Source organism: Jannaschia pagri, assembly GCF_019655435.1.
GTDB classification, from domain to species: domain Bacteria; phylum Pseudomonadota; class Alphaproteobacteria; order Rhodobacterales; family Rhodobacteraceae; genus Jannaschia; species Jannaschia pagri.
Genome location: NZ_BPFH01000001.1, coordinates 835,268 through 861,802, shown reverse-complemented (window position 1 = coordinate 861,802; position 26,535 = coordinate 835,268). Strand labels below are relative to the sequence as shown.

Sequence of the window (26,535 nt, the reverse complement as noted above, 5' to 3'; positions counted from 1 at the left end):
AGGGCAGGTTTTCCGGTCTGGTTAGCGAGTTGGTAAGGATGCGCGGGCTAAAGCCTATCGGAGCGCCGATACGCCGAAAGCGTTGCACGCGTTTTGGCGGAGTGCAACGTTTGCCCAAGGGAAAGGGGCGGCGCCGAAGTGCTTTTTGCAGCAGGAGCGTTGCCAATGTTGACAGATGTTGCCGAGACGGTGGACCTCACGCGACCATCGCCAGCCGCGCCGAAGCCCACGTGTCTGCGTGACCTGACGCGCGCCCTGACCGGGACGGATGTGGCCGAGATGACCCCGCCGGAGCAGGGTCTCACCCGTCTAATGCTGAACGATGGACGGCGTGTCTTTGCGTTCCGGCGTGCCTCGGCGGACCACGTTCGGCGGGAGGTCGCATTGCTAACCGCGCTCAAGGCCCAGGGCGCGCCGGTGCCGGAGGTTGTCGGCTTTCGCGACACCATGGTTTTGCAGGCTGACACCGGCATGGCCTCCGTAGCGGAGGGTATGGCCGAAGCCGATGCGGGCGAGGCGGAAGACTTGGCGCAGCGGTCCCTGCACGCTTTGACCCTGTGTCGGGCGGCCATGGACCGCGCACCCCGTGCAAAGGCGCGCCTGACGGGTCTGGGTACGCGGCGGGCCTGGGCGGAGCGTCAGGTGGCCCGTTTGATCTTCGTGTCCTATGATCTGGGCCTGACGCCGCCCGATTTGGATCCGGAGGCGCTCACCACTGCCATTCTGCGTCGGTCTGATCGCTTCGTTCGCTGGCAGGCCGATTTGACCAAGGCCGCGGTCACACCGGACGGCTCGGTGGTCTGGCGGGATTGGCAGCAGTTCGGCCTGCGCGGCGGGTGCGAGGACATGGCCGGTCCGCTCGCCGATCCAAATTGGACGTTGACCGCCGCCGCCACGGCACGCGTTTTGGCCGATGCTTTGCCGCAAGTGGAGGAGCACCGGCTGGTCACCCGAATGGCGGCCCTGCTGATTGTCTCGCAGTTTGCCAGGGTCGTTGACCCGACCCGAGCCGCGTCTGCGCCGCCCGCAAAGCTGAACGTGGCGCAAGTCGCCCGTTTAAGTGCAAGGCTTCGCGACCTATGCGAAGGGGATCCGCTCTTGCAGGGGTGCTCAGACTGGGCGGAGCGCCTGACCCCAGCGGTTTGCGAGTTGGTGCAGTGATGACGGGCCACGGCTCGGCTCGGCTGTATGGCAGCGTTTGGCTGGGTCGAATAGGCCATCGGACGTCGCAGGTGATGTCTCTAGGGACGCGTTACGGAGGGTCCGTTGGTGCAAACGGGCGTCGCGTCGCCACTGGCTTGTTAGGTATTCGGAGGCTGAGGGGCATACCCTTGGGTGGATGGAGCGATGAAGCGCTGTTGCAGAGCAGCCCCAATTGCATGAGCGGCGACGCTAAGAGGCCAATCTAGACCTCTGTCGCGCAATCGGTCGTTAGCGCAGGCTCTCGTAATCCGCGAATGTGGTCGGGATCTCGATGGACGCCAGCTTTTGTTCCACGTCGCGCGCCAGGTCTTCGACGCTGCCGGCAACGCCATCGAACATAAACAGGCTGATCCCGATGATCGCGGCCGAGATCACCACCCAGTCGATGACGATGCTGCCGTCTTCATCCGCTGCGAAGGCAGCAATATGTTCTTTGATACCCATTCCGCAGTCCGAGATGACAGGGATTCGTGACAGGACTTGGGCAGGATCAGGCTGACTTACGGACGATTTTGGAGAACTTTTCGAAGACTGCGGCGGACCCCGCCACGATGTGGCCATCTTCCATCAGGCTTTGGGTTTCGGGGCGGATCGGCTCGACGATGCCTCCCGCCTCCCGAACAAGCAGGATCCCGGCGGCGATGTCCCATGGCTTCACGCCGCGTTCCCAATAGCCGTCGTAGCGTCCGGCTGCCACGTAGGCCAGGTCCAGTGCCGCAGCGCCCCAGCGCCGGACACCCGCGCAGACGGGCAACAAGCGCCCCAGGTCGCTGAGCGCGGCGGGCAGGTACTTGTTGCCGCCAAAGGGCAGGCCGGTGGCATAGACCGTCTCGATCATCGAGATGCGGCCCGACACGCGCAGTCTCTGCCGTCCGTCCAGCCAAGCGCCCGAGCCTTTTTCGGCCCAGAACAACTCGTCCTTGACGGGATCGTAGATGACAGCGGAGGTCACCTCGCCCTTGTGTTCCAGTGCGATGGAGACCGCCCAATGGGGCATGCCGTGCAGAAAGTTCGTGGTCCCGTCCAGCGGATCCACGATCCAACGGCGCGTCGGATCCTTGCCGGGCACTTCGGCGGATTCTTCCCCGAGCCACCCGTAGCTGGGACGTGCTTCCATGAGGGCTTCGCGGATGAGCTCTTCGGCGGCACGGTCGGCGCGGCTGACGAAGTCGCCAGGACCCTTTGCCGAGACCTGGAGGTTCTCCACTTCGCCAAAGTCCTTGACCAGGCTGCGACCGGCACGGCGCGCCGCTTTGATCATCACGTTGAGATTGGCACTGCCTTGCATCTGTCGCGCTCCGTCCGGGTCCAGGCGCTGCCTTTACCGGAGGTCTGGGCGCGGGGCCAGCCAAAGATCGCGCGGCGTGGCGCGGGGCAGATATGCATCGCCCGCATGGGGCGCCCGTCAGCCGACTGTCACATCCGTCCGTTGCAGCTTCAGCGGCTCGGTCCGCATCAGACGCAGGACGTGGGCCATGTAAGGCTTTGCCGCATCGGTCTGGCGCACCGCCGCATAGAGCCGCCGGGTCACGCCCTGTTCGGTCAAGGGGCGCGTCACGTAGTCAGAATTGTAGCGCACCTCGCGCACCACCCAGTCGGGCAGGACCGAGACGCCCCGGTTCGAGGCGACCAGCAATAAAATGACGGCGGTCAATTCGACCTGTCGGACGCTGGCCGGCTCGATCCCTGCGGGCATCAAAAGCTGGGAAAAGACGTCCAATCGGGGCCGGTCCACCGGATAGGTGATAAGCGTTTCCCCCGCGAAATCCTGCGCCTCGACAAACGGCTTTTGCGCCAAGGGATGGGCGGCGGAGGCGAGGAACACTGGCTCATAGTCAAACAGCGGCGCGAATTCGACACCCGGCAGGTCTTCGGGATCCGAGGAGACGACGAGGTCGACCTCTTCTTTTTGCAGGGCGGGCAGGGCTTGGAATTGTAGTCCGGGACGAATGTCCACATCCACATCGGGCCAGGCGCGGCGGAACTGCTCCAGCACGGGGAACAGCCATTCAAAGCAGGCGTGGCATTCGATGGCGATATGGAGCCGCCCTGTCTTGCCCGATTTTAGACCCGCGAATTCCTGCTCCACCGCTTCGACCTGTGGCAAAACCTGATCGGCCAGCCGCAGCAGGCGTTGACCCGCCGGGGAGAGCGTCATGGGTTTCGACCGGCGCACGAACAGCTCAACCCCGATCTGTTCCTCTAGGTTTTTGACCTGATGGGACAGGGCGCTCTGGGTGATGTTTAGCCGTTCGGCGGCGCGGGCCAGCCCGCCACAATCGTGGATCGCGCGGATCGTGCGCAGGTGTCGAAACTCGATATGCAGGCGCATCGCCGAGGCTCCCCAAGTAAGGCTCATGTTGAAGTTGAGGATTATGAGGCTGTCTCACAATGCGGCGGTCTGGCACAACCCCCGTCGAAGGAGACCCGCAATGTCCACGCCCACCGTCAGCTTCGAGTTCTTTCCGCCCAAATCCCTAGAGGCGTCTTTTCGCCTATGGGACTGCGTGTCGACCTTGGCGCCGCTGGCGCCCGAGTGGGTGTCGGTCACCTATGGCGCGGGCGGCACCACGCGGGAGCTGACGCGCGAAGCGGTGGCGGCGATCGGTAAGCGGTTCGACCTGCGCGTGGCGGGGCATCTGACCTGTGTCGACGCCTCCCGGGAGGAGACGTTGGAGGTTGCGCGCGGCTTCCGCAATGCGGGCGTGACGGACATCGTGGCCCTGCGGGGCGATCCGCCAAAGGGTGCGGATGGGTTTACCGCGCATCCCGAGGGCTTCGCGAATTCCGTCGAGTTGATCGAAGCACTTGCCGCCGAGGACTTCACGGTGCGGGTCGGGTGCTACCCCGACACCCACCCCGAAGCGGCGGATGCCGACGCGGACATCGCTTGGCTCAAGCGCAAGATCGACGCGGGCGCGACCGAGGCGGTGTCCCAGTTCTTTTTCGATGCTGAGACGTTCTTGCGATTCCGTGATCGTTGCGCAGCGGCCGGAATCGACGCGCCCATCGTGCCGGGGATCCTGCCGATCGAGGATTGGACCAAAGCGTCGCGTTTTGCCCGGGCCTGTGGCGCGGTGATTCCCGACGAGTTGGCGGCGGCGTTTGATGTGGCGGTCCGCGACGGGCGTGCCGACCTACTGGCTGTGGCTCAGGCGGCGGAACTGGCTGACGATCTGGTGGCCGAAGGGGTGGAGCACCTGCACTTCTACACGCTCAACCGACCCGAGTTGACGCGTGACGTGTGCACGGCGCTGGGGCTGCAGCCGCGCGCCGCGCTGAGCCAGGTGGCCTAAGCCTCGAACCCTCGCTACGGTCCTGCGGGCACCCTACGGCCCGGAGGATACATGCCCGAGACCACACCTGCTTTTGCCAGCCGCGACACGGTTCTCGGTCAGTCGGGCCTCGCCTTCATGGAAGGGATCCGTGATGGCCGTCTGCCACCCCCGCCGATCTCGCGCGTGCTGAACTACCGCGTGACCGACGTGTCCGAAGGCCGCGTTGTCTTCGTCGGCACGCCGTTGCCGGACCACTGCAACCCCTTGGGAACGGTGCACGGCGGCTGGTACGGGACGCTGCTCGACAGCGCGATGTCTTGTGCAGTGCACACCACCGTGCCCCAGGGACAGGTCTACACAACGCTCGAATACAAGGTGAACGTCACCCGCAGCATTCCCGTGGGCCTAGAGGTCGCGGTCGAGGGCCTGGTGCAGCACGCCGGGCGGACGACGGGCGTGGCCAACGGTTGGATTCGGGGCGTCGCGGATGGCAAGACCTATGCCACCGGCTCCGCCACCTGTTTGATTATGGCGGGGTGAACATGGGGCGCGTAGAAGACAGTTTTGCCCAGCAAGGGATGATGAAGACCCTTGGGGCGCGTTTGACCCACGTTGGTGATGGGCTGGTGCGGATCGCGGCCACCGTCAGTCCAGCGACCAGCCAGCAGCACGGGGCGGGGCACGCTGGCCTGACCTTTTCGCTCGCCGATTCCGCCGCTGGGTATGCTGCGCTGACCCAGATGGCACCGGACATGGAGGTGGTCACGGCGGAGTTCCGGATCTCCCTGCTGGCCATGGCCCGGGGAGAGATCACCGCCGAGGGGCGCGTCGTGCGCCCGGGCCGCCGGTTGATCGCCGTGGCCGCGGATGTTTGGGCAGCAGATGGCACCCATGTCGCGACGGCGCTGGGCACAATGGTGCCCGTTCCCAAACCTGCAAAGACCGACACCTAGGAGCGAGGCCAGCCCGCCGGAGCGGTCGCCCGGCTGGTCAGCTGTCGTCGCGGGCGGCTTCGATCATTTCGATCAGCTGGTCGGCGTCGATGAGACCCGGCGCCAAAGCGTCACCGACCACAAAGCTCGGGGTTCCGGAAAACCCGAGCGAGCGTGCCAGTTCCATCGAGGTGTCGATATGGGCCTGGACCTCTGGCGCCTCCATATCCGTACGCAGCTTGTCCAGGTCCAACCCGACGCCCGCCGCCAGCTGCATGACGATATGTTCGTCGACCCGACCCCGGGCCGTCATGAGCGCTTCGTGCAACTCCTTGTATTTGTCCTGTTCCCGCGCGGCCAAAGCCGCTTGGGCCGCAAAGACCGAGCCTTCGCCCAGGATCGGCCATTCGCGATAGACGACGCGCACGTTGTCGTCGCGCTCCAACATGGCGGTGACCTGTTCGCCTGCGCGGCGGCAGTAGGGGCAGTTGTAGTCAAAGAACTCCACCACCGTCACATCGCCATCGGGATTGCCCAGGACGGGGGCGTTCGGGTCCTGTTCCAGCGCCGCACGCCCCTCGTCCAGGGTGGTGCGCGCCGCTGCTTCGGCTTCGGCCTCGTCGCGGGCTTGCAAGATCGCCACGGCCTCCATCACGATATCGGGGTTTTCGAGGATGGCTTGCAAGGCAAGTTGCTTGATTTCTTCCTCGCTGAAATCCTGCGCGGTTACGGGCAGGGCCAGAAGGCTGGTCGACAGAAGGAAAGCGGCGAGGGGGCGGATCATGGCGAAGGGCTCCGAAGGCATGGGCGGATCACGGGGTTGTGACACCTTGGCCCTGTCCGACGCCGGGGCGCAAGGGCGCCCAGTGGTCACATGTCCGTCAGTGCGGCACCGCACCCCCTTTCGCTGCCCCGCAGCGGGGGATTAGGTCGATCCTATGACCCGACTCCTTTTCCTATGCGCCTTGCTTTTGGCTGGGCCATCGGTCGCCGCGACCTCCGATCCGGTCGCGACGCAGACGCTTTCGGCGCGGCTGCTCTCGGCCACCGATGGTGTCGGCACCGGTACGACCGTGGTGTCCGCAGGATTGCAGGTGGATTTGGCGGAAGGGTGGAAGACCTATTGGCGCTCACCGGGTGAGGTCGGCCTGCCGCCGCAGATCAGCTGGGAGGGGAGCGAGAACATCGCCGATGTGGCCCTGTCCTACCCTGCGCCGGAGCGGTTCACCGCCTTTGACATCGAAAATTTCGGCTATGGCGACCAGGTGGTTTTCCCACTGACCCTATCCCTGGCCGACCCTGGGCAGGCAGCCCGGCTGACCCTTCGGGCAGATCTGCTTGTCTGTGCGGAAGTTTGTATCCCCGAGACTGTGGATCTGACGCTGGACTTGCCCCAAGGCGGTGCCCCAGACCCGGAGAGCGCGGCTCTCCTGTCCGACTGGATCGCTCGCGTGCCAGTTGCGGAGACAGACGCTGGCCTGTCCGTGGAGCGGGTGCACTTAGGGCAGGAGGCGCTGACCCTGGCCCTGCGGGCGGACCCGCCTTTGCAAACCCCCGACATCTTTCCCGAACAAGGCGCCTATGCCGCCTTCGGCGCGCCTGAGGTGCGCCTGGCCGATGGTGGATCCCTGGTTTGGGCGCGACTGCCCGTTCTTGCCCCGGGCGAGGGGGCGTTGGATCTGACCTTGGTGGACGGTGCGCGCGCGGCGACCTTTACGCCGCCCCTCTCCGCCACGCCGCCGCCACAGCCCGACCAGCACCAGGGGCTCCTCTGGATGGCGATGTTTGCCTTCGTCGGGGGGCTGATCTTGAATGTGATGCCCTGCGTTCTTCCGGTGCTGTCGATCAAACTGGCCTCTGCCATGGGCGCACAGGGCAAGAGCACGGCGCAAATCCGGGCGGGCTTTCTGGCGTCGGTGGCCGGTGTTCTCACGTTCTTCGTGGCTCTGGCAGCCGTTCTGATCGCGCTGAGGGCTGGCGGCGTGGCGATCGGCTGGGGCGTGCAATTCCAGAACCCGGTGTTCTTATCGGTGATGGTCGGTCTGATGGTCCTGTTTGCGGCCAATCTGGTGGGTTTGTTTGAAATTGGCTTGTCCAGCCGCACGCAGACGGCCCTGGGCGGTATCGAGGCACGGGGCGGGCTGCGGGGCGATTTCGCCACGGGCGCCTTTGCGGCTGTGATGGCCACGCCCTGTTCGGCGCCCTTTCTCGGGACGGCGGTGACGTTTGCCCTGACGAGCGGGTGGGCCACCACGCTGGGGATATTCACGGCAATGGGGGGCGGGTTGGCGCTGCCCTATCTGCTGGTGGCTGCCCGTCCCGGACTGGTGCAGCGTTTGCCACGGCCGGGCGCATGGATGGTTCACATCCGCCGCGTTCTGGGCGGGCTGATGGTGCTTGCGGCTCTCTGGCTTGTGACTGTGCTGGCCGGTGCGGCGGGTTGGACCGTGGCAGGGGGTGTCGCAGCCGCCGCTTTGGTCATGGTCGCGGCGCTCGCGCTACGGGGCCGCGCCTTGCCTATCGGGGCGGCGGGCTTAGCGGCGATGGTCGCACTGACCGTGGTTTTGCCCGCAGCGGCACCCACCCCCGCCCAGGTCTCCGGCGCGTGGCAGCCTTTTGAGCGAACCCAGATCGCGACAGAGGTGGCCGCAGGGCGCGCGGTCTTCGTGGATGTGACCGCCGATTGGTGCCTGACCTGTAAGGTCAACAAGCGTCTGGTTTTGGACACCGACCCGGTGGCGCGCGCCCTGGACGCACCGGAGGTGACCGCGCTGCGCGCCGATTGGACCCGCCCGAACGAGGGTATTGCCAATTTTCTGCGGGATAACGGTCGGTTCGGCATTCCGTTCAATGCGGTCTATGGGCCTGGCGCCCCGGACGGCATTCCCCTGCCCGAGATCCTGACCGAGGCCGCCGTCATGGCGGCCCTTGACCGTGCCGCCGGACCTTAGCTGGCCCCCAAACGACCCAGCCAAGTGTCCACCAGGGCAGTCTCATCCCGGGATAGCACTTGAGCCCGTGGATAGAGGGGGGCGGCCCGATCGTCTTGGATCGGTGCATCCCAGCCCTCGGTCGTCTCGAAAAACCGACTGACGCCAGCCTCGCCGAACTGCTGCAAGTAGCCTTGGACCACCACATCCAGATAGCTCAGCAGAATCGGCCGAGGCTGTTCGGGGGCGGGGTGGTGCCCTTCCGGGATATGATAAATCGCAGGTCCCTCGGGCAGCGCCTCGCGCAGGTAGCCAGTTTCGCGTGCATCCAATGCCGCCCAGTCGCGACCGGGCACATCCGCGACGATTCCATCGATGGCGGCGTTCGGCCTTCGCACCGCCGTCAGGAACGCGATGTCATGGCCCATTGTGTGCCGCCACGCGCGCCCCCAGCCCGTGACCGTTGCCACCCGCGCGCCGGGGTAGGCGTGCGTGCTGAGGTTGACGAGCGAGCCATATCCGAAAAAATGATCCATATCCTCCATGTCCCCCCTTGCGCGGATAGGGTCAAGTTTCGTATCGGAAACATGCACGATACGGGAGACGCTGCCAGAAATGGCAGGGCCGAAGGAGCAACCGCCCCGGTAAACTCTCAGGCAAAGGGACCGGTCGTGTGTGACAACTCTGGAGAGTGGCGCCCCATGCGCCCGCCGAAGGGATAGCGATCTCAGGCACCGGGACAGAGGGGGCACAACCAAGCGGCTTTGGTCCGCTGCTGGAGGTGCCGGAATGCGTGACGATATCGACCTGTTGCCCTTGCCGCTTGATGCGCTCCATCGGGCGTTAGGGGCAAAGATGGTACCCTTCGCCGGGTACTCCATGCCCGTGCAGTATCCCGCGGGCGTGATGGCGGAACATCTCCATACCCGTTCACAGGCTGGCTTGTTTGACGTGTCCCACATGGGCCAAGTGCTTCTGCGCGGGCCAGACGCGGCTGCGGCGGCAGAGCGTTTGATCCCCGTGGACTTGGTGGGCCTGGCCCAGGGGCGCCAGCGATATGGGATGCTCACCCTGCCGGAGGGTGGCGTTGCCGACGATCTGATGGCTGCCCGTCGGGGCGATGAACTGTACTTGGTTGTGAACGGCGCCATGAAGCAGGCGGACCTGGCGCTTCTGAAGCATGGTCTGCCGGACCATGAGGTGATCCTGCTTGAGGATAGGGCCTTGCTTGCCCTGCAGGGGCCAGAGGCGGAAGCGGCTCTGGCCGCCTTGGTGCCCATGGTGGCGACGATGCGGTTCATGGATGTGGCGACGGCCCCTTGGCGCGGGGCGGATCTCTGGATCAGCCGCTCGGGCTATACCGGCGAAGACGGTTTCGAGATCAGCCTGCCCGCCGATGCCGCCGAGGCCTTTGCCCGCGCGCTGCTGGACGATGACCGTGTCCTGCCCATTGGGCTAGGCGCGCGGGATAGCCTGCGGTTGGAGGCGGGCATGCCGCTCTATGGCCAAGACCTCACGCCCGAGACGACGCCGGTTGAGGCCGACCTCGGCTGGGCAATCCAAAAGGTTCGCCGCGGGGGCGGCGCGCGCGCCGGTGGCTTCCCCGGGGCGGAGGTCATCCTGTCACAACTGACGGCTGGCGCGCCCCGTCGCCGTGTGGGTCTTGTCCCCGATGGTCGCGCGCCCATGCGGGCGGGTGTCGCCTTGTACGAGAGCGAGACGTCCACCACGCCGATTGGTTCGGTGACCTCCGGCGGCTTCGGACCATCTGTCGGTGGACCGATTTCCATGGGCTATGTCCCAGCGGAGTGTCGCCAGGGGACCACCCTCTACGGCGACCTGCGCGGACGGCGGCTGCCCGTTCGTGTGACGGACCTTCCCTTCCACACCCCGCGTTACAAGCGATGAGCCTGCACCAGGAGACTGCGATGAAATACACCGAAGAACACGAGTGGTTGGACAACAAAGACGGCGTCATCACCGTCGGGATCACGGGGCACGCGGCGACGCAGCTTGGGGACGTGGTCTTTGTGGAACTGCCCGAAGTGGGCCTCGAAGTCACCAAGGGCGAAGAAATCGTCGTGATCGAAAGCGTCAAGGCCGCCTCGGATATCTTGGCGCCCCTGGATGGCGAGATCACCGAGGTCAACGAAGCCTTGGCCGATGCACCGGGGCTTGTGAATGAAGACCCCGAGGCCGCTTGGTTTTTTCGTATGACCACCACGACGCCCGAAGAGATGGACGGGATGATGGATGAGGATGCCTACAAGGACTTCTCGGGCGACGCCTGACCGTGGCGGGCCCATGCCCGCCTGACGCCTGAGCCGCGCGCGACCCCGCAGTGCGGTCGTTGTTTGACGCCCCAATGGCCTATCGCGACCCAACCGGACCGGAGATCCCGATGACTTTGACCGACTACGACACCTACGATTTCGCCAACCGTCGCCATATTGGGCCGTCACCGTCTGAAATGGACGACATGCTGCGCGTCGTCGGAGCGCCCAGCCTGGACGCTCTGATCGACGAAACAGTCCCGCAGTCGATCCGCCAGGCGCAGCCTCTGGATTGGCCGCAAATGACGGAACACGCGATCTTGGCCCGTATGCGCGATCTTGAGGCTAAGAATCGCGTCACCATCAGCATGATCGGCCAGGGCTATAGCGACACTGTCACACCGCCTGCGATCCAGCGGAACATTTTAGAGAACCCGGCCTGGTATACGGCCTATACCCCCTATCAGCCAGAGATCGCCCAAGGCCGGTTGGAAGCACTCCTCAACTTTCAGACCATGGTCAGTGACCTTACGGGTCTACCCGTCGCGAACGCGTCCCTGTTGGACGAAGCAACCGCCTGCGCCGAAGCCATGGTCATGGCGAAGCGGGTCGCGAAGTCGAAGGCTACGGCATTCTTCGTCGATGAGAATTGCCATCCACAGAACATTGCCGTGATGCGGACACGGGCGGCGCCGCTCGGGATTGAGTTGATCGTCGGCCCCCCGGAAGACTTGGACGCCGACGCGGTCTTCGGTGCGATCTTTCAGTACCCCGGAACCGGCGGTGCGCTGCACGATTTTTCAGGAAAAATCGAGGCCCTGCACGCGGCGAAGGGCTTGGCTATTATGGCGACCGACCTCTTGGCCCTATGTCTCTTGAAAGAGCCAGGTGCCATGGGCGCGGATATTGCCGTGGGCAGCGCACAACGATTTGGCGTGCCCCTGGGGTATGGCGGGCCCCACGCGGCGTTTTTCGCCTGTGCAGATGCCTACAAGCGCTCGATCCCCGGGCGCCTGGTGGGCGTATCGGTCGACAGCCACGGAAACAAAGCCTACCGCCTATCGTTGCAAACGCGGGAGCAGCACATTCGGCGCGAAAAGGCGACGTCGAATGTCTGCACGGCCCAGGCCCTTCTGGCGGTCATGGCCAGCTTTTATGCGGTGTTCCATGGTCCGGCGGGGCTGCGTGATATCGCCTCCCGGGTACATGGCCACGCGGTCGCCTTGCGGGACGCCCTGGTCGCGGCGGGGTTCACCGTTGGGCCAGAGGCTCTGTTTGACACGCTCACCGTCGAGGTCGGGGCCATGCAAGGCGTCATCTGGCGCGCGGCACGGGCCGAGGGGATTACCCTGCGCAAGGTTGGCGGGACGGCCCTCGGCATCGCCTGTGACGAGTTGACGGACCGCGCGGTATTGGCCCGGCTGCTGCGTGCCTTCGGGGTTGAGGCGCCTGTCCCCGCGCTACGCCTCGACATACCCGCAGCGCTGCGTCGGTCGTCCGAGTATTTGACCCATCCGATTTTCCACATGAACCGTGCCGAGGCGGAGATGATGCGCTATATGCGCCGTCTTGCTGACCGGGATCTGGCGCTGGACCGCGCGATGATCCCCCTGGGGTCCTGCACCATGAAGCTCAATGCAGCGGTGGAGATGATGCCCGTGACCTTCCCGGGGTTCGGTCGTTTGCATCCCTTCGCCCCGCGTGAGGATGCGGAAGGCTATGCCGAGATGATCCAAGAGCTGTCGGATCGGCTCTGTGTGATCACGGGCTATGACGCCATGTCGATGCAGCCCAATTCGGGCGCCCAGGGCGAATACGCCGGTTTGCTGACCATCGCGGCCTATCACCGGGCGCGGGGAGAGGATCGGCGGATCTGTTTGATCCCCACAAGCGCCCATGGGACGAACCCGGCCTCCGCCCAGATGGCGGGGATGCGTGTTGTGGTCGTAAAGGCTGCCGACAACGGGGATATCGATCTGGAGGATTTCCGGGCCAAGGCCGAGGCCGCTGGCGACGATCTTGCGGCCTGCATGATCACCTATCCGTCGACCCACGGCGTGTTCGAAGACACCGTCCGCGAGGTCTGTGAGATTACCCACCGGTTTGGTGGTCAGGTCTATCTGGATGGCGCGAACCTCAACGCCATGGTGGGCCTGTCCAAACCTGGCGAGATCGGGGCGGACGTGAGCCACCTGAATCTGCATAAGACATTCTGCATCCCCCATGGGGGCGGCGGGCCCGGCATGGGACCCATCGGTGTGAAGGCGCATCTGGCCCCGCATTTGCCCGGCCACCCGGAGGACGGGACGGAGGCGCCCGTCTCCGCCGCGCCCTACGGTAGCGCGTCGATCCTGCCGATCAGCTACGCCTATGTGATGATGATGGGCGGCGCGGGCCTGACCCAAGCCACCAAGGTGGCCATTCTGTCCGCCAACTACATCGCAAAGCGCCTGGAGGGCGCCTATGATGTGTTGTTCACCGGACAAAACGGGCGCATCGCCCATGAGTGCATTCTGGATACGCGGGCCTTTGCGGACCATGGCGTGACCGTGGATGACGTGGCGAAGCGCCTGATCGACAATGGGTTCCACGCCCCGACCATGTCCTGGCCCGTTGCCGGAACTCTGATGGTTGAACCAACCGAAAGTGAGCCAAAGCCAGAACTGGATCGGTTCATTGACGCCATGCTGTCGATCGCCGGTGAGGTCAGGGAGATCGCAGAGGGCCGTATGGACCCGGTGAACAATCCGCTCAAGAATGCGCCGCACACCATGGAGGACCTCGTCCGCGATTGGGACCGTCCCTACAGCCGGGAGGACGGCTGCTTCCCGCCAGGTGCGTTCCGCGTCGACAAGTACTGGCCGCCGGTGAACCGTGTGGACAACGTCGCAGGGGACCGGAACCTGATCTGCACCTGTCCGCCTGTGGAGACTTATCTGGAGGCCGCCGAATAGCCCACCGCCCCCGGCGCGCGGTCCCGGACCCTGGCGGCGTCCTCCGCCAGGGCAAGTTGCCTATCCGACCGCAGCAGGCAGCGCGCCGATAGCTTGCGCGCCGCCTGGGCCAGGTCAGCGTCGCGGTGGCGTGAGAGCGTGGTCAGTGCCTCCTGCAAGGCCAATTGCACTTCGACAAAAGCAGCCCCGTCTCGGGCAATGGCGTCGTAGGACCCAACCAACAGCACGTCCACCGACATGGCGGGCGCGCGGACGCGGGGAAAGGCGGCGGCCTCTTCCTTGGCCGTTTGTGACCAGAGCGACAGCACGCTCAAGATGCGGTAAATCACATCGGTGGCCGTTCGCGGGTCGTTGAGGCCCGGCGACAAGGCACGCTGTCCGATCTCGGCAAGCACTTCCAGGCCGAAGGCCGGGTCTTGATCAAACGACCGCCGTGTCCCCGTCGTTATGGCCTCCGCAAGGGCGGTTTGCTGCTGGGTCGAGATGCGCGGCGCGGCCACCCGCATAAGCTCGGTCTCCGGGTCAACCCGGTCGCCTGGCAGCACGGACAGATGGATCTCTCCGCCGATCGCTTCCGCCTGTGCTGAAAGGGCGGGCATGTCGATGTGTTGGACCCAACCGAACCCGCTTGCCTTGATGGGAATGGCGTCCGTGAGATCGGCATCCCGCTCGCGCGGCCTGGCGCCCAACAGCGGCAGATCCATCCGGTCGCCCATGGCGCTGCGCGCGGCGGCCTCCACCCGGTCGGTTGTCTGCTCCATCGAGCCAAGGGCAGAGATGTGTTGGACCCACCGTACAAGCGCCACGATCACAAGCCCGATCACCAGGATTGTCGCCCCGTAGACCGCCGCGAAGTCGCGCCCATCATAGAGGCCCGTCGTCAGCATGATGCGCCCGGCCAAAGCAAACACAAAGGCCCCGATGAAGGTCGCCAAGGCGCTTTGCGTTCGGCTGTCTTGCCGCAGGAGGCGATGCGACCGGGGTGTGACCTGATTGCTGGCGTAATGGTGCGCCGAGACCATGACCGACAGGGAGAACGTCGCCACCGCCAGCATCGTACCGGTCAGGATCGACAGCAGATCTGTCACATCCTCCTCCTGAATGCGATCAGAGACGGCCCTGGGCAGAAGCCCAGAGATCACAGGCGCGATGGCGACCGTGAGACATGCCAGGGCCAGCATCAGAACGATCCGCACCCAGATATCACGGCTTAGCTGACGGAGGCGCCACAGGGCAGCAGACAGGATCATGGCGGCCAACTTTCCCTTGGACAAAGGTGTAACGCACAGCGGAGCGGGTCTGGTTCCCACGCTTGACGCCCGGCCCATCCACCGCCATACGAACGCACGTTGGGGTCGTAGCTCAGTTGGTAGAGCGCGTCGTTCGCAATGACGAGGTCAGGGGTTCGATTCCCCTCGGCTCCACCAAATCAGCATTCTTGCATGGAATTGCCGCTAAGGCCTTGAAGGGTAAGGTCGTTTCAAGGGTTCGAACTCCCTTTTCTTGGTCGCAGATCAGACCCTCTGCGAAGGCCATTTTTGAGCACTGTCTGGCGGTGCGGGTACTGCTCTGAGGCCCATAGTTTCCAAGGGTTTGCGAGGAATTCGAAGGCGCGTTCGAACATTCCCTCAAAGGTGTGCCGGGGCTGGGCCGAGTTGGCGACCTTTTCGGCCAGAAGACGCTTCTGATCCTCAAGCGCTTCGATGCGCTTTTCGAGGGCTGTTGCGACCGTCGGGGATGCCGTGTCCACAATCCGGTCGAGAAGCTGGTCGATGCTTCCAGAGATGCGCTTAAGGTCTCCGCGCATATCCCGGGCAATTGCTGAGGCTTCACATTCCGGGTGAAAGGTACTGACGCGGCTCAGAGAAAAGGATGGCCAGTTATCACGACATGACGGCGATTTCAGCCCATGGTCGGGGGGGTGTTGTTTGCTTACTGGCTTATTCAAGCACCCTTCATAGGATGACCATAACAATGCACCGGACCCTGATAATGAGGTTCTTCAGGAAAACTCCATTTCACTGCCCGTTGTTTTCCTATGCCGAAGGTTGGTCCGACCCGGCCGCAGGATTTCTCCTGCGGGCGTTCGTTTTATGACAAAGGATAGATCTTACCACGAGTTGTAGGCCAGGAACTTCCCTGACATTTCCAGCTTCACACGGTCGCCCTTCGGGTGCTCGACCTTCGTGATCTGCATGTCAAAGTCGATTGCGGACATGATGCCGGTGCCGAACTTCTCTTCGATCAGCGCTTTGATCGTGGGACCATAGACGCCTACGATCTCATAAAGACGGTAGATGCAGGGGTCCGTTGGGACGGATTGCTCCCAGACTTTGGTGGGCGGCTCTTCCAGGACGCTCACCGCTTCCTGCGGCAGGCCCATGACGGCTACGATGGCTTCTGCCTTGTCCTGGGGCCAGCCGTTCATGCCCATGCAGGCGGAGTGGGTCCAGACCGGTGACATGTCGATCTTTTCAGCGATCTCTTCCCATGTCAGACCCGCCGTCTTCTTGGCGGACAGGATCATCATGGTCACGTCTTCTTTTGTCATCATGGCTGGGACCTCAAAGGTGTCTTTCATGTCTTTCTCCTCTCCTCAGGGCATGCGCAAAGCGCGGTCATAGGCCGAGCTCGCTTAGCCCGGGGTGGTCGGCAGGGCGGGGCCCCTGCGGCCAGTGAAATTTGCGGTCGGCCTCGGCAATTGGGACGTCGTTGATGGAAGCGTGGCGCTGCGCCATGTACCCCTTCTCATCGAACTGCCAGTTCTCGTTGCCGTGGGCGCGGAACCAATTGCCGTCCTCGTCGTGCCATTCGTAGCAAAACCGTACAGCGATCCGGTTTCCGTCATGGGCCCAGATCTCTTTGATCAGGCGGTAGCCGTTTTCCGTCTGCCACTTGCGGGTCAGAAAGGCGCGGACCTCTTCTCGGCCATTCAAAAACTCCGACCGGTTCCGCCACTTTGTGTCGGCCGTGTAGGCCATGGCGACCTTGTCTGGATCGCGCCGGTTCCAGGCGTCCTCGGCCATGCGCACCTTTTGGACGGCCTCGTCATAGGTGAATGGCGGGACCGGGGGGCGGATTGGGTCTTCGACGGTCATACTTAGTCTCCTACCGCGCGCAGGGTTGGAACGACCGCAGGCTCGCTCTCTTCTGGGGCGGGCTCGCTGTTGTCGATGCGGACGGTTTCGGGGCGGTGGTCGTCGCCGCTGGAAGGCTGCCCCGCCAGTTCTTTGGAGCGTTGGCCCAAGAACTGCACCAGATGGTTTCGGATCGCGTAGTAGTTCGGGTGTTCGACGATTTCCGTGCGATTACGTGGCCGTGGAATGGTGATCTCGACCGACTCTGCCACGCGGGCCATCGGACCATTGGTCATCAACAGGATCCGGTCCGACAGTAGGATCGCCTCGTCGATATCATGGGTGATCATGAAGACGGTCTGCTCCGTCTGGCTCCAAACCTTGATCAACTCTTCTTGGATCGTGCCGCGGGTCAACGCGTCCAGCGCGCCGAAGGGTTCATCCAGCAACAGCAGCTTGGGTTGGTTGGCGAAGGCCCGGGCGATGGAGACCCTTTGGCGCATCCCGCCTGACAGTTGCGAAGGCTTGCGGTTGACCACATCGCCCTCCAGCCCGACCTGGGCCAGGTATTTGCGGGCGTGCTCCTCCACCTGCGTCTTAGACCAGTCTTTGTGGCGCGCGGCGACGCCGAAGGTGACGTTCTTGAGTGCGGAGAGCCAGGGCAGCAGCGAGTAGTTCTGAAAAACGACGCCCCGGTCCAGCGACGGGCCGGAGACCTCAAAGCCGTCCATTTTGACCACACCTGACGTCGGCTCGGCCAATCCAGCAAGGATGTTCATGATCGTGGATTTGCCGCAGCCGGAATGGCCCAGGATGCAAACGAACTCCCCCTTTTCGACGCCGAAGGTCGCGTTTTCAAAGACTGTCAGCGTGCCTCCGGCGCCATCGGGGAACTGTTGGGTCAGACGCTCGATAGACAGAAACGGTTTCGCCATCTCTCTTCTCCTTATTCGGTGTAAGACACGGCGCGCTGGAGGCGTGCGAAGAGGGTGTCGAGAAGCATGCCCATCACGCCGATCAGCAGGATCGCGACGATCATCCGGTCCAGACGCAGGCCGTTCCATTCGTTCCAAACGACGTAGCCAATGCCGGTTCCGCCCACGAGCATCTCAGCCGCGACAATGACGAGCCACGCAATCCCGATGGAAATTCGCATACCGGTGATGATCGTCGGGGCCGCAGCGGGTAGGATCACCGTGATGGCGGTCTTGAGCGACCCGAGCTCATGGGTGCGGGCGACGTTGATCCAATCAGATCGCACAGAGGCCACGCCAAAGGCGGTGTTGGTCAGCATCGGCCAGACCGAACAGATGAAGATCACGAAAATCGATGACAACTCGCTGTCGCCAATCGTGAACAGCGCGATGGGCATCCAGGCGAGCGGCGAGATTGGTTTCAGGACCTGGATGTACGGGTCCAGCGCTCTGTAGGCCAAGGGCGACATGCCGATCAGAAAGCCCAGCGGGATCGCGACCGCGGCCGCGAGGGTATAGCCGATGATGACGCGCAGCAGCGAGTAACCGATCTGAATCCCATACCCCATGTCGTTCGTGCCAGCGACATAGAAGGGATCGGTGATCGTCGCCCAAAGCTCGACACCGATTTGCGCGGGCGATGGAAACAGCGATCCGGGCGCGGGCGCCGAGTTCTCGTCTGGGACGCTGATGCCGAGGGCGCGAATGCCACCGGCCATGTCGATCATCTCGCGCGACAGACCCAGACCGGCGATCTGATCCAGCTGCGGGAATTCCACGCCCTGGCTGGCGTAATAGGCGATGTCTTCGGCGCCCATATTCTTAGCCAGCAGAGCCTGTTCCTGATCCGCTGAGAGCACCACCCCGACGGGCCCGGTGTCCGGGACATGTGTGGTGGCGTGCCAAATGAAGAGGCCCGCCACGAGGATGAGCAGGGACAACATGGCGCTGCGCAGATCTAGGCTCCGGATCATTCCGACCCTCCTGAAACATCAGTCAAATGGACGGGGCAGCAAACTGCCCCGCCTGGTGTCAGAGGACCGTCGCGCTTAGATCGTGCGGCTGAACGGCTGGCTGTTGATGAACTCCTGCGCGTTGGCTGGCGCAAACTCGCGGCCTTGGATCGAAACGGGGGCGAACACGTCTTGGTCGACGTCCGAGAAGGTTAGGTTCGGATCGGCGGCCATCATCGCGCGCATCCGCTCGCGGGTGGTGGTCGTCAGCACCAGTTGCTCGGCCAAGGTGGCGTAATCGGTGTCCGCTTCGATGTAGTTCCAGCGGCGCAACTGCGACAGGACCCAGGTGCTCATGGTCTGCGTCGGCAGCGGCATAAAGGAAATCCGGTCTGGCACCGACTTGATGTTGCCTTGCCCATCCGGGAACACGCCCGTCAGGATCTGTTTCAGGATCTCCACCGGCTGGTTGAGATAGTTCGCGGGCGCCATGGACTCCGCAAAGGCAACCCGGCCTTCGGCCGTCTCGGCGGAGGCCGTCGCCTCCAGGATCGAGGTGGTCAGCGCCATCGTCGTGTTCGGGTTTTCGTCGATGAACTTCTGCGACAAGCCGAACACGCAGCAGGGATGCTGCTTCCACAAATCCAGCGTCAGTTTGTGAATGAAGCCGACTTGGTCATAGACCGCCCGCTGGCAGAACGGATCCGGCGCGAGGTAGCCGTCCACGTTCTCGGAGCGGAGGTTTGCCACCATCTCCGGTGGTGGAACCACACGGATTTGGATGTCGCGATCGGGGTCAAGGCCAGCGTCCGCCACGTAGTTGCGGAGCAGCAGGTTGTGCATCGAGTATTCGAAGGGAACGGCGAAGGTGAAGCCCTTCCAGTTGGCCGGGTCCTGGTTGTCCAGGTGCTTGTTCGCCAGAACGATGGCCTGACCGTTGGTGTTCACGTTCGACACCACACGCCACGGCTGCGCGGTGGAGCCTATGCCAAGCGACATGGCCATCGGCATCGGATACAGCAGGTGCGACCCGTCATATTCGCCGTTCAGACACTTGTCGCGCGATACCGCCCACCCAGCGGTCTTCACGATGTCAACGTCCAGACCATACCGCTCATAGAAGCCGAGGGCATGGCCGCCGATGATGGGGGTGGCGCAGGTGATCGGCACGAACCCGAGCGTGAGCTTTGTCTTTTCGAGGTTCTTCATGGCCTCTTCGGCCATCAGTTGCAGCGACGACAAGGGGAAGACGGTAGCCACAGCCGCCAGCGCACCTGTCACCCCGGCGCTGCGCAGGAAGGCCCGGCGAGAGATGTCCGTCTTGAACAGCCCCTGCATGACCGAGCTTTCAAGCGCACGGGTCATGCCCACTTCGGGGTTCAGTGATTGCTGTGCGCGTTTGCGGAGGATGTCCGCATCGTCGGGCGTCAGTCCCGCATAGGGATCGACCGGGCCGTCCGACGCCTCGCCGCACTCGTTCCAAACATCGATGTTGGGGTTAAAGGGGTCCTTAAAGTGGGTCATCGATTACCTCTCCTGTGTGCGCGTTCAGCGGGTCTTGTGGGCCTTCGTGGCATCCTTCCGGCATCGGGTCGGAAGGAGCATTGCCGCTGGCCGGTTCGTTGACTGAACTCAGTATCGGAGAGAGATTCCGTCAAAAAAAGCAGGTGACGTATATTTGAGCATCCTGAAAAATATCACGTTTACTGATATTTATGAGGTGGCGACCGCTAGTGATTGACGCGAAATATCGTAATCTACGAAATTTCGTTAGTTGCGGCGTCACACTTTCGCCTAATTTCACCTTATGGAGAAAGCTGACCCCTTCGCCGATTCCGTTGTCGCCGCACTGCCCGAAGCGGCGCTCGTGTTCTGCGCCCGAAGCGACCAGATCATTGCCCTGAACACCGCCGCGCGACAGCTGCTCGGGTTGCCAGAACACGTCCCCCCTTTCTCGACCCTGTTGGGGGAGAGTATCGGCCGCTTTGTCGTCTTTCTGGACGAGTTGGACAGTCGCGGCAGCGCCTGGACGCGGCAGGTTCAGATCCTTCGCCGAGGGCAGGCGCACCTGCGGGCGGAGTTGCGGGGCCGTACGTTGCCAGGCGAGAGCGGGCATGTCGTGCTGACGCTCACCGATCTTGATGAAATGGATCGCCGGACCGAACTCACCGAAGTCGCAGAACTCCAACGCGCGGGACTTAATGAATGGAAACGGGCAGAGAGTTTCTTTGCCGACCTCGAGCGGCGAAATCAGCTTATCTTGAATGCAGCTGGTGAGGGGATCTACGGCCTGAATTCCGAAGGGAAGACCACTTTCGTCAACCGAGCCGCGCAGGAGATGCTCGGCTGGACGGCCGAGGACCTGCTGGGCAAGGACATCCATTCGATCATGCACCACACCCATATGAATGGGGATGTGTATCATCATCACGACTGTCCAATTTATAAATCGTTCCGGTTCGAACAGGTGAACCGCATCGAAGATGAAGTGTTCTGGCGCAAAGACGGCCGCCCGATGCAGGTCGAATACATCTCAACGCCGATCTACGATCACCAAATCCTGGCCGGGGCGGTGGTGATTTTTCGGGACGTGACGGAGCGAAAAGAGAACGAAAACAAGCTGCGACATGCCTTGGAGGAAATCGCACAGCTTCGGGACCGGCTCGAACAGGAAAACGCCTATCTGCAGGAAGAGATCAACTCCGAACGGGCGCATCTTACTATCATCGGCACGTCCAACACGATCCGGCAGATCGTCGCCCGCATTGACCTCGTCGCGCCGACGGACGCCACGGTCATGATTTCAGGGGAACCCGGCACCGGAAAGACCCTGATCGCCAACGAAATCCACCGGGCCAGTTCGCGGTCGCGCCGTCCGCTCATTCACTTCAACTGCAGTTCTGTGGTGCCCGAGGCCGTGGAGGCGGAACTCTTTGGACAGGTGAAAGGCGGCCCCCACGCCGCAAAGCAAGACAAACCCGGCAAACTGGAACTGGCCCATGGAGGGACGCTCTTTCTCGATGATGTGGAGGATCTGCCGCCCGAGGTGCAGGGCAAGCTGCTCCATGCGCTCCAGACAAATACGGTTCGACGCGTTGGCGACACGCGTGAGAAGGAACTCGATATTCGCGTGATTTGTGCCTCGACCATCACGCCAAAGGGCGCCTTGGCGGCGCAACGCCTGCGAGAGGCGCTCTACATGCATCTCAGCCTTTTTCCGATCACGACCGAACCCTTGCGGGACCACCCGGAAGATATCCCGTCCCTTGCGACGCATCTGCTCCGCGTTGCCTGTTTGAAGCTCAACCGGCCTGTTCCGTCCATCTCGTCCCGAGTGATGCAAGAGTTGCAGGCTTACGCATGGCCCGGCAACGTTCGAGAGCTGCGCAACGTGATCGAACGCGCGGCGATCGTCAGTAAGGGGCGAAAGCTTGAGGTGGAGATCTCTCGGGCCGCCGGCGCCAGCGCCAGCCTGCCAGAGACGATTAGGACAGAGGCGGAAGTTCAGGCCATGGTCCGGGCGAACATCGTGGCGGCACTGAGATCGGCCAATGGCAAGGTGTCCGGGGCAGCCGGCGCGGCAGCGATTCTCGACATGAAGCCGACAACGCTGCACTCGCGCATCAAGTCGTTCGACATTACCGAGAGCGATTGGCGATGACCTAAATCAGTGTAAGACAAGTCTGTGGTTGGGATGATGGACGGCGACGCGAAGCCTCAACAATCGACGGGCGACTTTGGCGGGCCGACTACAATTATCACCGGCCTCACTCCAGTTTCGCTGCTCTGACGCCGTTCGAATATGCTAACCGGTCAAACGAGTGCCAAAACTTGAACAGAGCTAACACAAAAATTAGCGGACCCAAAGGGGAGCAGGTCATATAGGCTCGGCGCAGTGCGTCACGGCCTTTGGACGAAGCGCACATGTTACGCGCCCGCCGAAGCCGCAGGGGCGCTACGGAACCGTGTACGCGCTACATTGGGTCTGGCATGGCGCATTGGCTGTCAGCGGCGCAGCAAAGGGCGCGAGCGCGGGGGCCAAAAGGTTCCTCCGGGAAGCAGGCAAGCCCACGAGGCCGGGTTTCCCCCACCGTTGCAAAGGTGACGGCGGCGGCTCCGGCGCCTCTGCGTGACAGGTTGTTCAGATGGTTCAGAATGGCACTGGCACGCCGCGCACGGGGGTGGCGCGGGACATTATGCACTCCCTTGAGCGGTACAGCTTCGAGCGCTGTTGCCCGCATCCCGTCCGCCGTCATCGTGAAATAGGCGCGCCCCCAAAGACCGTAGTCTCGGCCGACGGCATCACCGTCCTTGCCAGCGCCACCGATAAACAGAAGGTTGCCCAGCGAGTGAAAGATGGCGGCCCCCGTCCGCGCATCGCGTTCTACGGCCCGAACCACATGGGGATGGTGACCAAGGACGAGGTGAACACCGGCTTCTTCCACGGCGCGTCGAAACTGCTGACGAATGCGCGCGTTCAGCGCGATGACGTTTTCTGCACCGGCATGGATCGAGAGGATCTTGAGATCGGCATCCACGCGCGCCAGCTCACGCAAAACAGCATTGTACTGGGCTGCCACCGAAAAATAGGCCATGCCTATGGTCTCCGGTGCTGGTCCGAAACTGCCGGAGCCAAAACTTACTGCGCTGAGCGCGATACGGATCCCGTCATGGGTGATGACAGCGGGCGCAAGGGCATCCGCGCCGTAGCCAACGCCTGCGTAGAGCAGGGGCCCCGTGCGCCCATCCTCCGTTTGGAAGAAATCAAGCGTGTCCCGCATGCCCACGCGACCGTGGTCATAGGCGTGGTTGTTGGCCAGCGCGAAGGCGTTCACGCCCAACTTCATAAGATGCCGAAACTGCTCTGGATGGCTGCGGAAGACGAAGGCTTTCGCGCCTGACGGCGTGCCGTTGCGTGTGGACACAACGGTTTCGACATTGACGAAATTGATATCGCCGCTGATTTCCGCAGCGAGCGTTTCGGTGACCGAAGCAATAGGCAGCCGGGCAAATTTTGTGACGGTGGTCGGGCTTGGGTTTTGGCGTGAGCGGGCGAAATTCACGTCGCCGCCAAATCCAATGACGATCTCGCGGCCCAGGGGGATGCTGCCAGCCTGTCGGGCGGCGCGGAACGGCTCGGGCGGGGCCAAAATATCCGTCAACAGTTCTTGCGCCGGGGCAGGGCCGGAGAGGCCGACGACGAACGCGGCGATCAGGTGGAAACATCTAAAGGAGATCGTCACTGCAAAGGCGCCTCGGCGATAAGGATAGATCTGGCATCCGCCGGAGCGGACTCGCCAATGGCGTAGACAAAGCCGTTGCGATTCCCGAAATAGATCACCCCGTTCCAGACGGCGGGCGTCGACTCCCAGCAACCGGCGCCCGATGGACGGAAGCGCCATGTCTCCGTTGGTTTGGCGGGATCCACGAGGTCGTAGGCAATCAGATCGCCTTCGCATGTCGCCACCAACAGCTGACCCTCGATGACGACTGGGGATGACCAGCCATGCCAGGGCAGGGGCAACTCGGACGTCACGCGCCCTGTGTCGGCCTCTACGGTCAAAAGGCCGCCCACATGGGTCGGCACGTAGAGGTAATTGCCATGGAGCGCGGGTGTGGCCCAAAGCCCACCCTTGCCGCCCGTGCGCCCCGGTATGTCGAGTGTCCAGACCACCGGGTCAGCGGGCTTCGACGGGTCGAGCATGAGCAGGTCACCTGAACGCGCTTTGTCCGCTGACGGGCGGCGCTCGTCCTCTATGGCGACGATAAGCATTCCGTTTGATGTGGCCACCAGCGAGGCATCGATGTCGTCGCCCGCGAAGTAGGAAAAGCGCAGTGCGTCGGACCGAGAGCTGCCTGAGATGAGCGCGGCCATGTCGTACCCCTGCACGAGACCCCCTGAGTTTGCGAAGTAGACGTTCCCCCCCAACGCCGTTGCCGAGTTTTCAATCGACACCATACGATCCCCGATCTTCTGAAAAAGCGTGTTGGTGAAGCCAGGAATACGGTTGATGACCTTCGGCGAGAGGGTCGCGGCGCCAGACAGATCGCGCCCGCGATTGAGGTCCACGACGTAAAACCAAGAATTCTCACTTCCGGTGAACAGGTAGTCCCCCAGAATGAGCGGCGAGGCGTCCCAGTCATTGTTCCAAACACCGTCTCCGCTCACCGACGAAAGCTTCCAGAGTTCCACGGCGCGCGTGGGATCGAGGCGCAATGCCCGCAGGTAATTGTCCCGGGACCCCATGTATAGGATCGGCTCACCTGTGGGATCGAGGGCCACAGACCCCTTGATGATGTCGCCCGTCTTGAAAGCTGGTCGGACCGGTTGGCCATTTTCTGCATTCAGAAAATGTACGCGGTGATCATAGGCGCCGAAGATCACCTCCGTGCGTGGGCCACGGTCCCAGACAACGGGCTGGCCCGTCCAGCCCGTACCACACCAGGTTCGGGTTCCCTGCTGATCCGTGGAGGGTCCGCAAAACGGCCCCACACGCCAAAGCACCTTGGGTCGCTGCGGCAGTGGCCCAGAACCGTAATAAGTCCGTGTGGGGTTGCCCCGAAACCCGAGGAGCCCTGTGGCCTGCGCGCCCGGGAAGGGACGTCCGACGGTGCGCGGATCGACAAAGGGTGTCGCAGGGCCCGCAATGTCGACAGCCAAGCTTTGGGCGTGGGACATGCCCGCCCACAGGGCGCATAGGCCCCCCAGAAACCAGCGCTTTATCACTGCAGGGCCACCGATAGTGCGGCAATCCCCTGTCCCGAAGATGCGTCCTGTCCGCAGTCCAGGTCGAGTTCCAGCTCTCCGGGTCGCATCACGGTATTCGCGTGGCGGCGGGCAGAGGCTGGCCAACCGCCCACCGTGCCACCAGCGAATTGCAACTCTGGCCCAGCCGCCGTTGAGGCCATGTAAAACGGAGCCCAGCCCGTGCGCGCGACGCTCAGGCGAGAGAAAAGCGCCTGACCTAGATCCCCCGAAGGCTGGGCGCGGCAGAGTTCGATCCAAAACAGCGCCCCGGTGCGCCGTGGCAATTGACTCTGGCCGGATACAAAGTTGCCCGTGGAGTAGACCACCATCGATTTCTGCGCATCGACTCCGTCAAGATAGTCCCAGGGCTGCACTACGTGCGGATGGGTGCCCACAATGACCGTGGCTCCGGCCTTTGCGAGGTCTGCGGCAAGCGCACGCTGCCGTGCATTGGGATCGCTGCGGTACTCCCAGCCCCAGTGGGGCGTGACAATGACGCCCGCGATGTCGGACCGCCGGGCGGTGTCGGTGACAAGCGCCAGCAACTCGGCACGGTCGGAGAAGCAACCAAGGACCTGGTTCGCAGTGTCTGGAATCCCGTTTGTGGAATAACTGCATGCGATCCAAGCAAGCCTGCCAATGGCGGTTGGCATCACGTGGACAAAGTCGCGCGGGCTTCCGGCGCGGCGCGTGCCCGTGAAGGCCAGCCCAGCCTGTTCCAGCGCATTGATCGTAAGATCCGCCCCCTGAGACCCTCGGTCGAGTGAGTGGTTGTTGGCGGTTGAAACGATATCAATGCCAGAGGCCATCAAATCGCCGATGAGCCGCTCGTGATAGTTGAAGAGCGGGTAAGACGTATAGACGACGTTGTCGAACACGGGCCCCGGATCCGTGCGCTGTGAGAAGCCGCGGGTCATGCCCTTGGCCACGGGCCCTTCCAAATTGACATAGGCAATATCTGCGGCCTGAAAAAACGGCTCAGCAGCGGACCACAGCGCGCGAAAGCCATCTTCGTGGGCATAAGCGCGTCGCTGCAAACCGGAATGGAGAAGGACATCGCCTGCCGCCGCGATGCTAAGCGTGTCTCCTCCGAGGCAGGCGTTCTGCGGCGGGGCGGTCACGCGCGTCACGGCGCGGCAGGTCTCCTGCGCGGACGCTGCGCCGGCTTGTATCGCCAGGCCCACAGCCAACCACAACCCGACCACCCATGTCC

Annotated in this window: 23 protein-coding genes, 1 tRNA gene and 2 riboswitches; of the genes, 10 read left to right on the top strand and 14 right to left on the bottom strand. The window is 63.2% G+C overall.

What is annotated here, in order from left to right; all coding sequences use genetic code 11:
- The first annotated feature begins 165 nt into the window (after window positions 1-165).
- Window positions 166-1,161 (top strand): hypothetical protein, encoded by a 996-nt coding sequence (locus K5R33_RS04175; RefSeq protein ID WP_220747699.1) that lies wholly within the window; start codon window positions 166-168, stop codon window positions 1,159-1,161.
- Window positions 1,162-1,431: 270 nt separating this feature from the next.
- Here the strand turns inward: K5R33_RS04175 and K5R33_RS04170 are convergent, their stop codons facing one another.
- The 3 genes from K5R33_RS04170 to K5R33_RS04160 all read right to left on the bottom strand — a co-directional run bounded on the left by K5R33_RS04170 (window position 1,432) and on the right by K5R33_RS04160 (window position 3,529).
- Window positions 1,432-1,647: a hypothetical protein gene (locus K5R33_RS04170; protein ID WP_220747698.1), complete on the bottom strand. Its 216-nt coding sequence runs from the start codon at window positions 1,645-1,647 to the stop codon at window positions 1,432-1,434.
- A 46-nt stretch (window positions 1,648-1,693) separates the two neighbouring features.
- Window positions 1,694-2,491 (bottom strand): inositol monophosphatase family protein, encoded by a 798-nt coding sequence (locus K5R33_RS04165; protein ID WP_220747697.1) that lies wholly within the window; start codon window positions 2,489-2,491, stop codon window positions 1,694-1,696.
- A gap of 117 nt (window positions 2,492-2,608) precedes the next feature.
- Complete coding sequence (locus K5R33_RS04160; protein ID WP_220747880.1) at window positions 2,609-3,529, bottom strand: LysR family transcriptional regulator; 921 nt, start codon at window positions 3,527-3,529, stop codon at window positions 2,609-2,611.
- A 106-nt stretch (window positions 3,530-3,635) separates the two neighbouring features.
- Here K5R33_RS04160 and metF point away from each other — a divergent pair, with 106 nt between their 5' ends.
- From metF to K5R33_RS04145, 3 genes are read left to right on the top strand one after another with little or no spacing between them, the layout of a single operon-like run.
- Window positions 3,636-4,499, top strand: coding sequence for a methylenetetrahydrofolate reductase [NAD(P)H] (gene metF / locus K5R33_RS04155; RefSeq protein ID WP_220747696.1), 864 nt, complete (start codon window positions 3,636-3,638; stop codon window positions 4,497-4,499).
- 51 nt (window positions 4,500-4,550) lie between these two features.
- Window positions 4,551-5,021: a PaaI family thioesterase gene (locus K5R33_RS04150; protein WP_220747695.1), complete on the top strand. Its 471-nt coding sequence runs from the start codon at window positions 4,551-4,553 to the stop codon at window positions 5,019-5,021.
- A gap of 2 nt (window positions 5,022-5,023) precedes the next feature.
- On the top strand, window positions 5,024-5,434 hold the full coding sequence (locus tag K5R33_RS04145; protein WP_220747694.1) for a PaaI family thioesterase: 411 nt from the start codon (window positions 5,024-5,026) through the stop codon (window positions 5,432-5,434).
- 37 nt (window positions 5,435-5,471) lie between these two features.
- On the opposite strand, the gene K5R33_RS04140 is transcribed toward K5R33_RS04145, so the two are convergent.
- Window positions 5,472-6,197, bottom strand: a complete 726-nt coding sequence (locus K5R33_RS04140) for a DsbA family protein (RefSeq protein WP_220747693.1) — start codon at window positions 6,195-6,197, stop codon at window positions 5,472-5,474.
- A 154-nt stretch (window positions 6,198-6,351) separates the two neighbouring features.
- On the opposite strand from K5R33_RS04140, the gene K5R33_RS04135 reads away from it, so the two are divergent.
- Entirely contained in the window at window positions 6,352-8,364 is a 2,013-nt protein-coding gene (locus K5R33_RS04135) for a protein-disulfide reductase DsbD family protein (RefSeq protein WP_220747692.1), read from the top strand.
- Here the strand turns inward: K5R33_RS04135 and K5R33_RS04130 are convergent.
- A complete protein-coding gene (locus K5R33_RS04130; protein ID WP_308442970.1) occupies window positions 8,361-8,879 on the bottom strand; it encodes a gamma-glutamylcyclotransferase family protein in 519 nt (172 codons plus the stop codon). The genes K5R33_RS04135 and K5R33_RS04130 overlap by 4 nt on opposite strands.
- Window positions 8,880-8,930: 51 nt before the next feature.
- Window positions 8,931-9,020: riboswitch (glycine riboswitch) on the top strand.
- A 1-nt stretch (window position 9,021) separates the two neighbouring features.
- Window positions 9,022-9,096: riboswitch (glycine riboswitch) on the top strand.
- 36 nt (window positions 9,097-9,132) lie between these two features.
- Here K5R33_RS04130 and gcvT point away from each other — a divergent pair.
- The 3 genes from gcvT (at window position 9,133) to gcvP (ending at window position 13,570) form a co-directional block, all read left to right on the top strand.
- The gene (gene gcvT / locus K5R33_RS04125) at window positions 9,133-10,251 is read left to right on the top strand and encodes a glycine cleavage system aminomethyltransferase GcvT (protein ID WP_220747690.1); all 1,119 of its coding nucleotides are present in this window, start codon (window positions 9,133-9,135) and stop codon (window positions 10,249-10,251) included.
- 20 nt (window positions 10,252-10,271) lie between these two features.
- Complete coding sequence (gene gcvH / locus K5R33_RS04120) at window positions 10,272-10,634, top strand: glycine cleavage system protein GcvH (RefSeq protein WP_220747689.1); 363 nt, start codon at window positions 10,272-10,274, stop codon at window positions 10,632-10,634.
- Between the two features lie 104 nt (window positions 10,635-10,738).
- Window positions 10,739-13,570: an aminomethyl-transferring glycine dehydrogenase gene (gene gcvP / locus K5R33_RS04115; RefSeq protein ID WP_220747879.1), complete on the top strand. Its 2,832-nt coding sequence runs from the start codon at window positions 10,739-10,741 to the stop codon at window positions 13,568-13,570.
- On the opposite strand, the gene K5R33_RS04110 is transcribed toward gcvP, so the two are convergent.
- Entirely contained in the window at window positions 13,549-14,820 is a 1,272-nt protein-coding gene (locus K5R33_RS04110) for a DUF2254 domain-containing protein (protein ID WP_220747688.1), read from the bottom strand. The two genes, gcvP and K5R33_RS04110, sit on opposite strands and share 22 nt — an antisense overlap.
- Before the next feature lie 101 nt (window positions 14,821-14,921).
- Between K5R33_RS04110 and K5R33_RS04105 the strand changes: the two genes are divergently transcribed.
- A tRNA-Ala gene (locus K5R33_RS04105) sits at window positions 14,922-14,997 on the top strand.
- A gap of 683 nt (window positions 14,998-15,680) precedes the next feature.
- Here the strand turns inward: K5R33_RS04105 and cynS are convergent.
- The 5 genes from cynS to K5R33_RS04080 form a co-directional block, all read right to left on the bottom strand.
- Entirely contained in the window at window positions 15,681-16,151 is a 471-nt protein-coding gene (gene cynS / locus K5R33_RS04100) for a cyanase (protein ID WP_255576031.1), read from the bottom strand.
- Between the two features lie 37 nt (window positions 16,152-16,188).
- The gene (locus K5R33_RS04095; protein ID WP_220747687.1) at window positions 16,189-16,668 is read right to left on the bottom strand and encodes a nuclear transport factor 2 family protein; all 480 of its coding nucleotides are present in this window, start codon (window positions 16,666-16,668) and stop codon (window positions 16,189-16,191) included.
- A 2-nt stretch (window positions 16,669-16,670) separates the two neighbouring features.
- Window positions 16,671-17,582: an ABC transporter ATP-binding protein gene (locus K5R33_RS04090; RefSeq protein WP_220747686.1), complete on the bottom strand. Its 912-nt coding sequence runs from the start codon at window positions 17,580-17,582 to the stop codon at window positions 16,671-16,673.
- Window positions 17,583-17,593: 11 nt separating this feature from the next.
- Window positions 17,594-18,595 (bottom strand): ABC transporter permease, encoded by a 1,002-nt coding sequence (locus K5R33_RS04085; protein WP_255576032.1) that lies wholly within the window; start codon window positions 18,593-18,595, stop codon window positions 17,594-17,596.
- A 75-nt stretch (window positions 18,596-18,670) separates the two neighbouring features.
- Window positions 18,671-20,098, bottom strand: a complete 1,428-nt coding sequence (locus tag K5R33_RS04080) for an ABC transporter substrate-binding protein (protein WP_220747685.1) — start codon at window positions 20,096-20,098, stop codon at window positions 18,671-18,673.
- A gap of 283 nt (window positions 20,099-20,381) precedes the next feature.
- Here K5R33_RS04080 and K5R33_RS04075 point away from each other — a divergent pair, with 283 nt between their 5' ends.
- Entirely contained in the window at window positions 20,382-22,235 is a 1,854-nt protein-coding gene (locus K5R33_RS04075; protein ID WP_220747684.1) for a sigma 54-interacting transcriptional regulator, read from the top strand.
- A gap of 313 nt (window positions 22,236-22,548) precedes the next feature.
- Here the strand turns inward: K5R33_RS04075 and K5R33_RS04070 are convergent, their stop codons facing one another.
- From K5R33_RS04070 to K5R33_RS04060, 3 genes are read right to left on the bottom strand one after another with little or no spacing between them, the layout of a single operon-like run.
- Window positions 22,549-23,817: a CapA family protein gene (locus K5R33_RS04070; RefSeq protein ID WP_220747683.1), complete on the bottom strand. Its 1,269-nt coding sequence runs from the start codon at window positions 23,815-23,817 to the stop codon at window positions 22,549-22,551.
- Complete coding sequence (locus tag K5R33_RS04065; protein WP_220747682.1) at window positions 23,814-25,253, bottom strand: outer membrane protein assembly factor BamB family protein; 1,440 nt, start codon at window positions 25,251-25,253, stop codon at window positions 23,814-23,816. The genes K5R33_RS04070 and K5R33_RS04065 overlap by 4 nt, the downstream gene beginning before the upstream one ends.
- Window positions 25,254-25,297: 44 nt before the next feature.
- Window positions 25,298-26,452, bottom strand: coding sequence for a CapA family protein (locus K5R33_RS04060; RefSeq protein WP_220747681.1), 1,155 nt, complete (start codon window positions 26,450-26,452; stop codon window positions 25,298-25,300).
- Window positions 26,453-26,535 lie beyond the last annotated feature (83 nt).

Bases quoted from the DNA above. Each gene is read 5' to 3' on its own strand.
- K5R33_RS04075 (WP_220747684.1), top strand. From the start codon at position 20,382: ATGGAGAAAGCTGACCCCTTCGCCGATTCCGTTGTCGCCGCACTGCCC.
- K5R33_RS04110 (WP_220747688.1), bottom strand. From the start codon at position 14,820: ATGATCCTGTCTGCTGCCCTGTGGCGCCTCCGTCAGCTAAGCCGTGAT.
- cynS (WP_255576031.1), bottom strand. From the start codon at position 16,151: ATGAAAGACACCTTTGAGGTCCCAGCCATGATGACAAAAGAAGACGTG.
- K5R33_RS04065 (WP_220747682.1), bottom strand. From the start codon at position 25,253: ATGTCCCACGCCCAAAGCTTGGCTGTCGACATTGCGGGCCCTGCGACA.
- metF (WP_220747696.1), top strand. From the start codon at position 3,636: ATGTCCACGCCCACCGTCAGCTTCGAGTTCTTTCCGCCCAAATCCCTA.
- K5R33_RS04150 (WP_220747695.1), top strand. From the start codon at position 4,551: ATGCCCGAGACCACACCTGCTTTTGCCAGCCGCGACACGGTTCTCGGT.
- K5R33_RS04130 (WP_308442970.1), bottom strand. From the start codon at position 8,879: ATGGATCATTTTTTCGGATATGGCTCGCTCGTCAACCTCAGCACGCAC.
- gcvT (WP_220747690.1), top strand. From the start codon at position 9,133: ATGCGTGACGATATCGACCTGTTGCCCTTGCCGCTTGATGCGCTCCAT.
- K5R33_RS04175 (WP_220747699.1), top strand. From the start codon at position 166: ATGTTGACAGATGTTGCCGAGACGGTGGACCTCACGCGACCATCGCCA.
- K5R33_RS04145 (WP_220747694.1), top strand. From the start codon at position 5,024: ATGGGGCGCGTAGAAGACAGTTTTGCCCAGCAAGGGATGATGAAGACC.
- K5R33_RS04080 (WP_220747685.1), bottom strand. From the start codon at position 20,098: ATGACCCACTTTAAGGACCCCTTTAACCCCAACATCGATGTTTGGAAC.
- K5R33_RS04135 (WP_220747692.1), top strand. From the start codon at position 6,352: ATGACCCGACTCCTTTTCCTATGCGCCTTGCTTTTGGCTGGGCCATCG.
- K5R33_RS04090 (WP_220747686.1), bottom strand. From the start codon at position 17,582: ATGGCGAAACCGTTTCTGTCTATCGAGCGTCTGACCCAACAGTTCCCC.
- K5R33_RS04095 (WP_220747687.1), bottom strand. From the start codon at position 16,668: ATGACCGTCGAAGACCCAATCCGCCCCCCGGTCCCGCCATTCACCTAT.
- K5R33_RS04170 (WP_220747698.1), bottom strand. From the start codon at position 1,647: ATGGGTATCAAAGAACATATTGCTGCCTTCGCAGCGGATGAAGACGGC.
- K5R33_RS04165 (WP_220747697.1), bottom strand. From the start codon at position 2,491: ATGCAAGGCAGTGCCAATCTCAACGTGATGATCAAAGCGGCGCGCCGT.
- K5R33_RS04140 (WP_220747693.1), bottom strand. From the start codon at position 6,197: ATGATCCGCCCCCTCGCCGCTTTCCTTCTGTCGACCAGCCTTCTGGCC.
- gcvH (WP_220747689.1), top strand. From the start codon at position 10,272: ATGAAATACACCGAAGAACACGAGTGGTTGGACAACAAAGACGGCGTC.
- K5R33_RS04085 (WP_255576032.1), bottom strand. From the start codon at position 18,595: ATGATCCGGAGCCTAGATCTGCGCAGCGCCATGTTGTCCCTGCTCATC.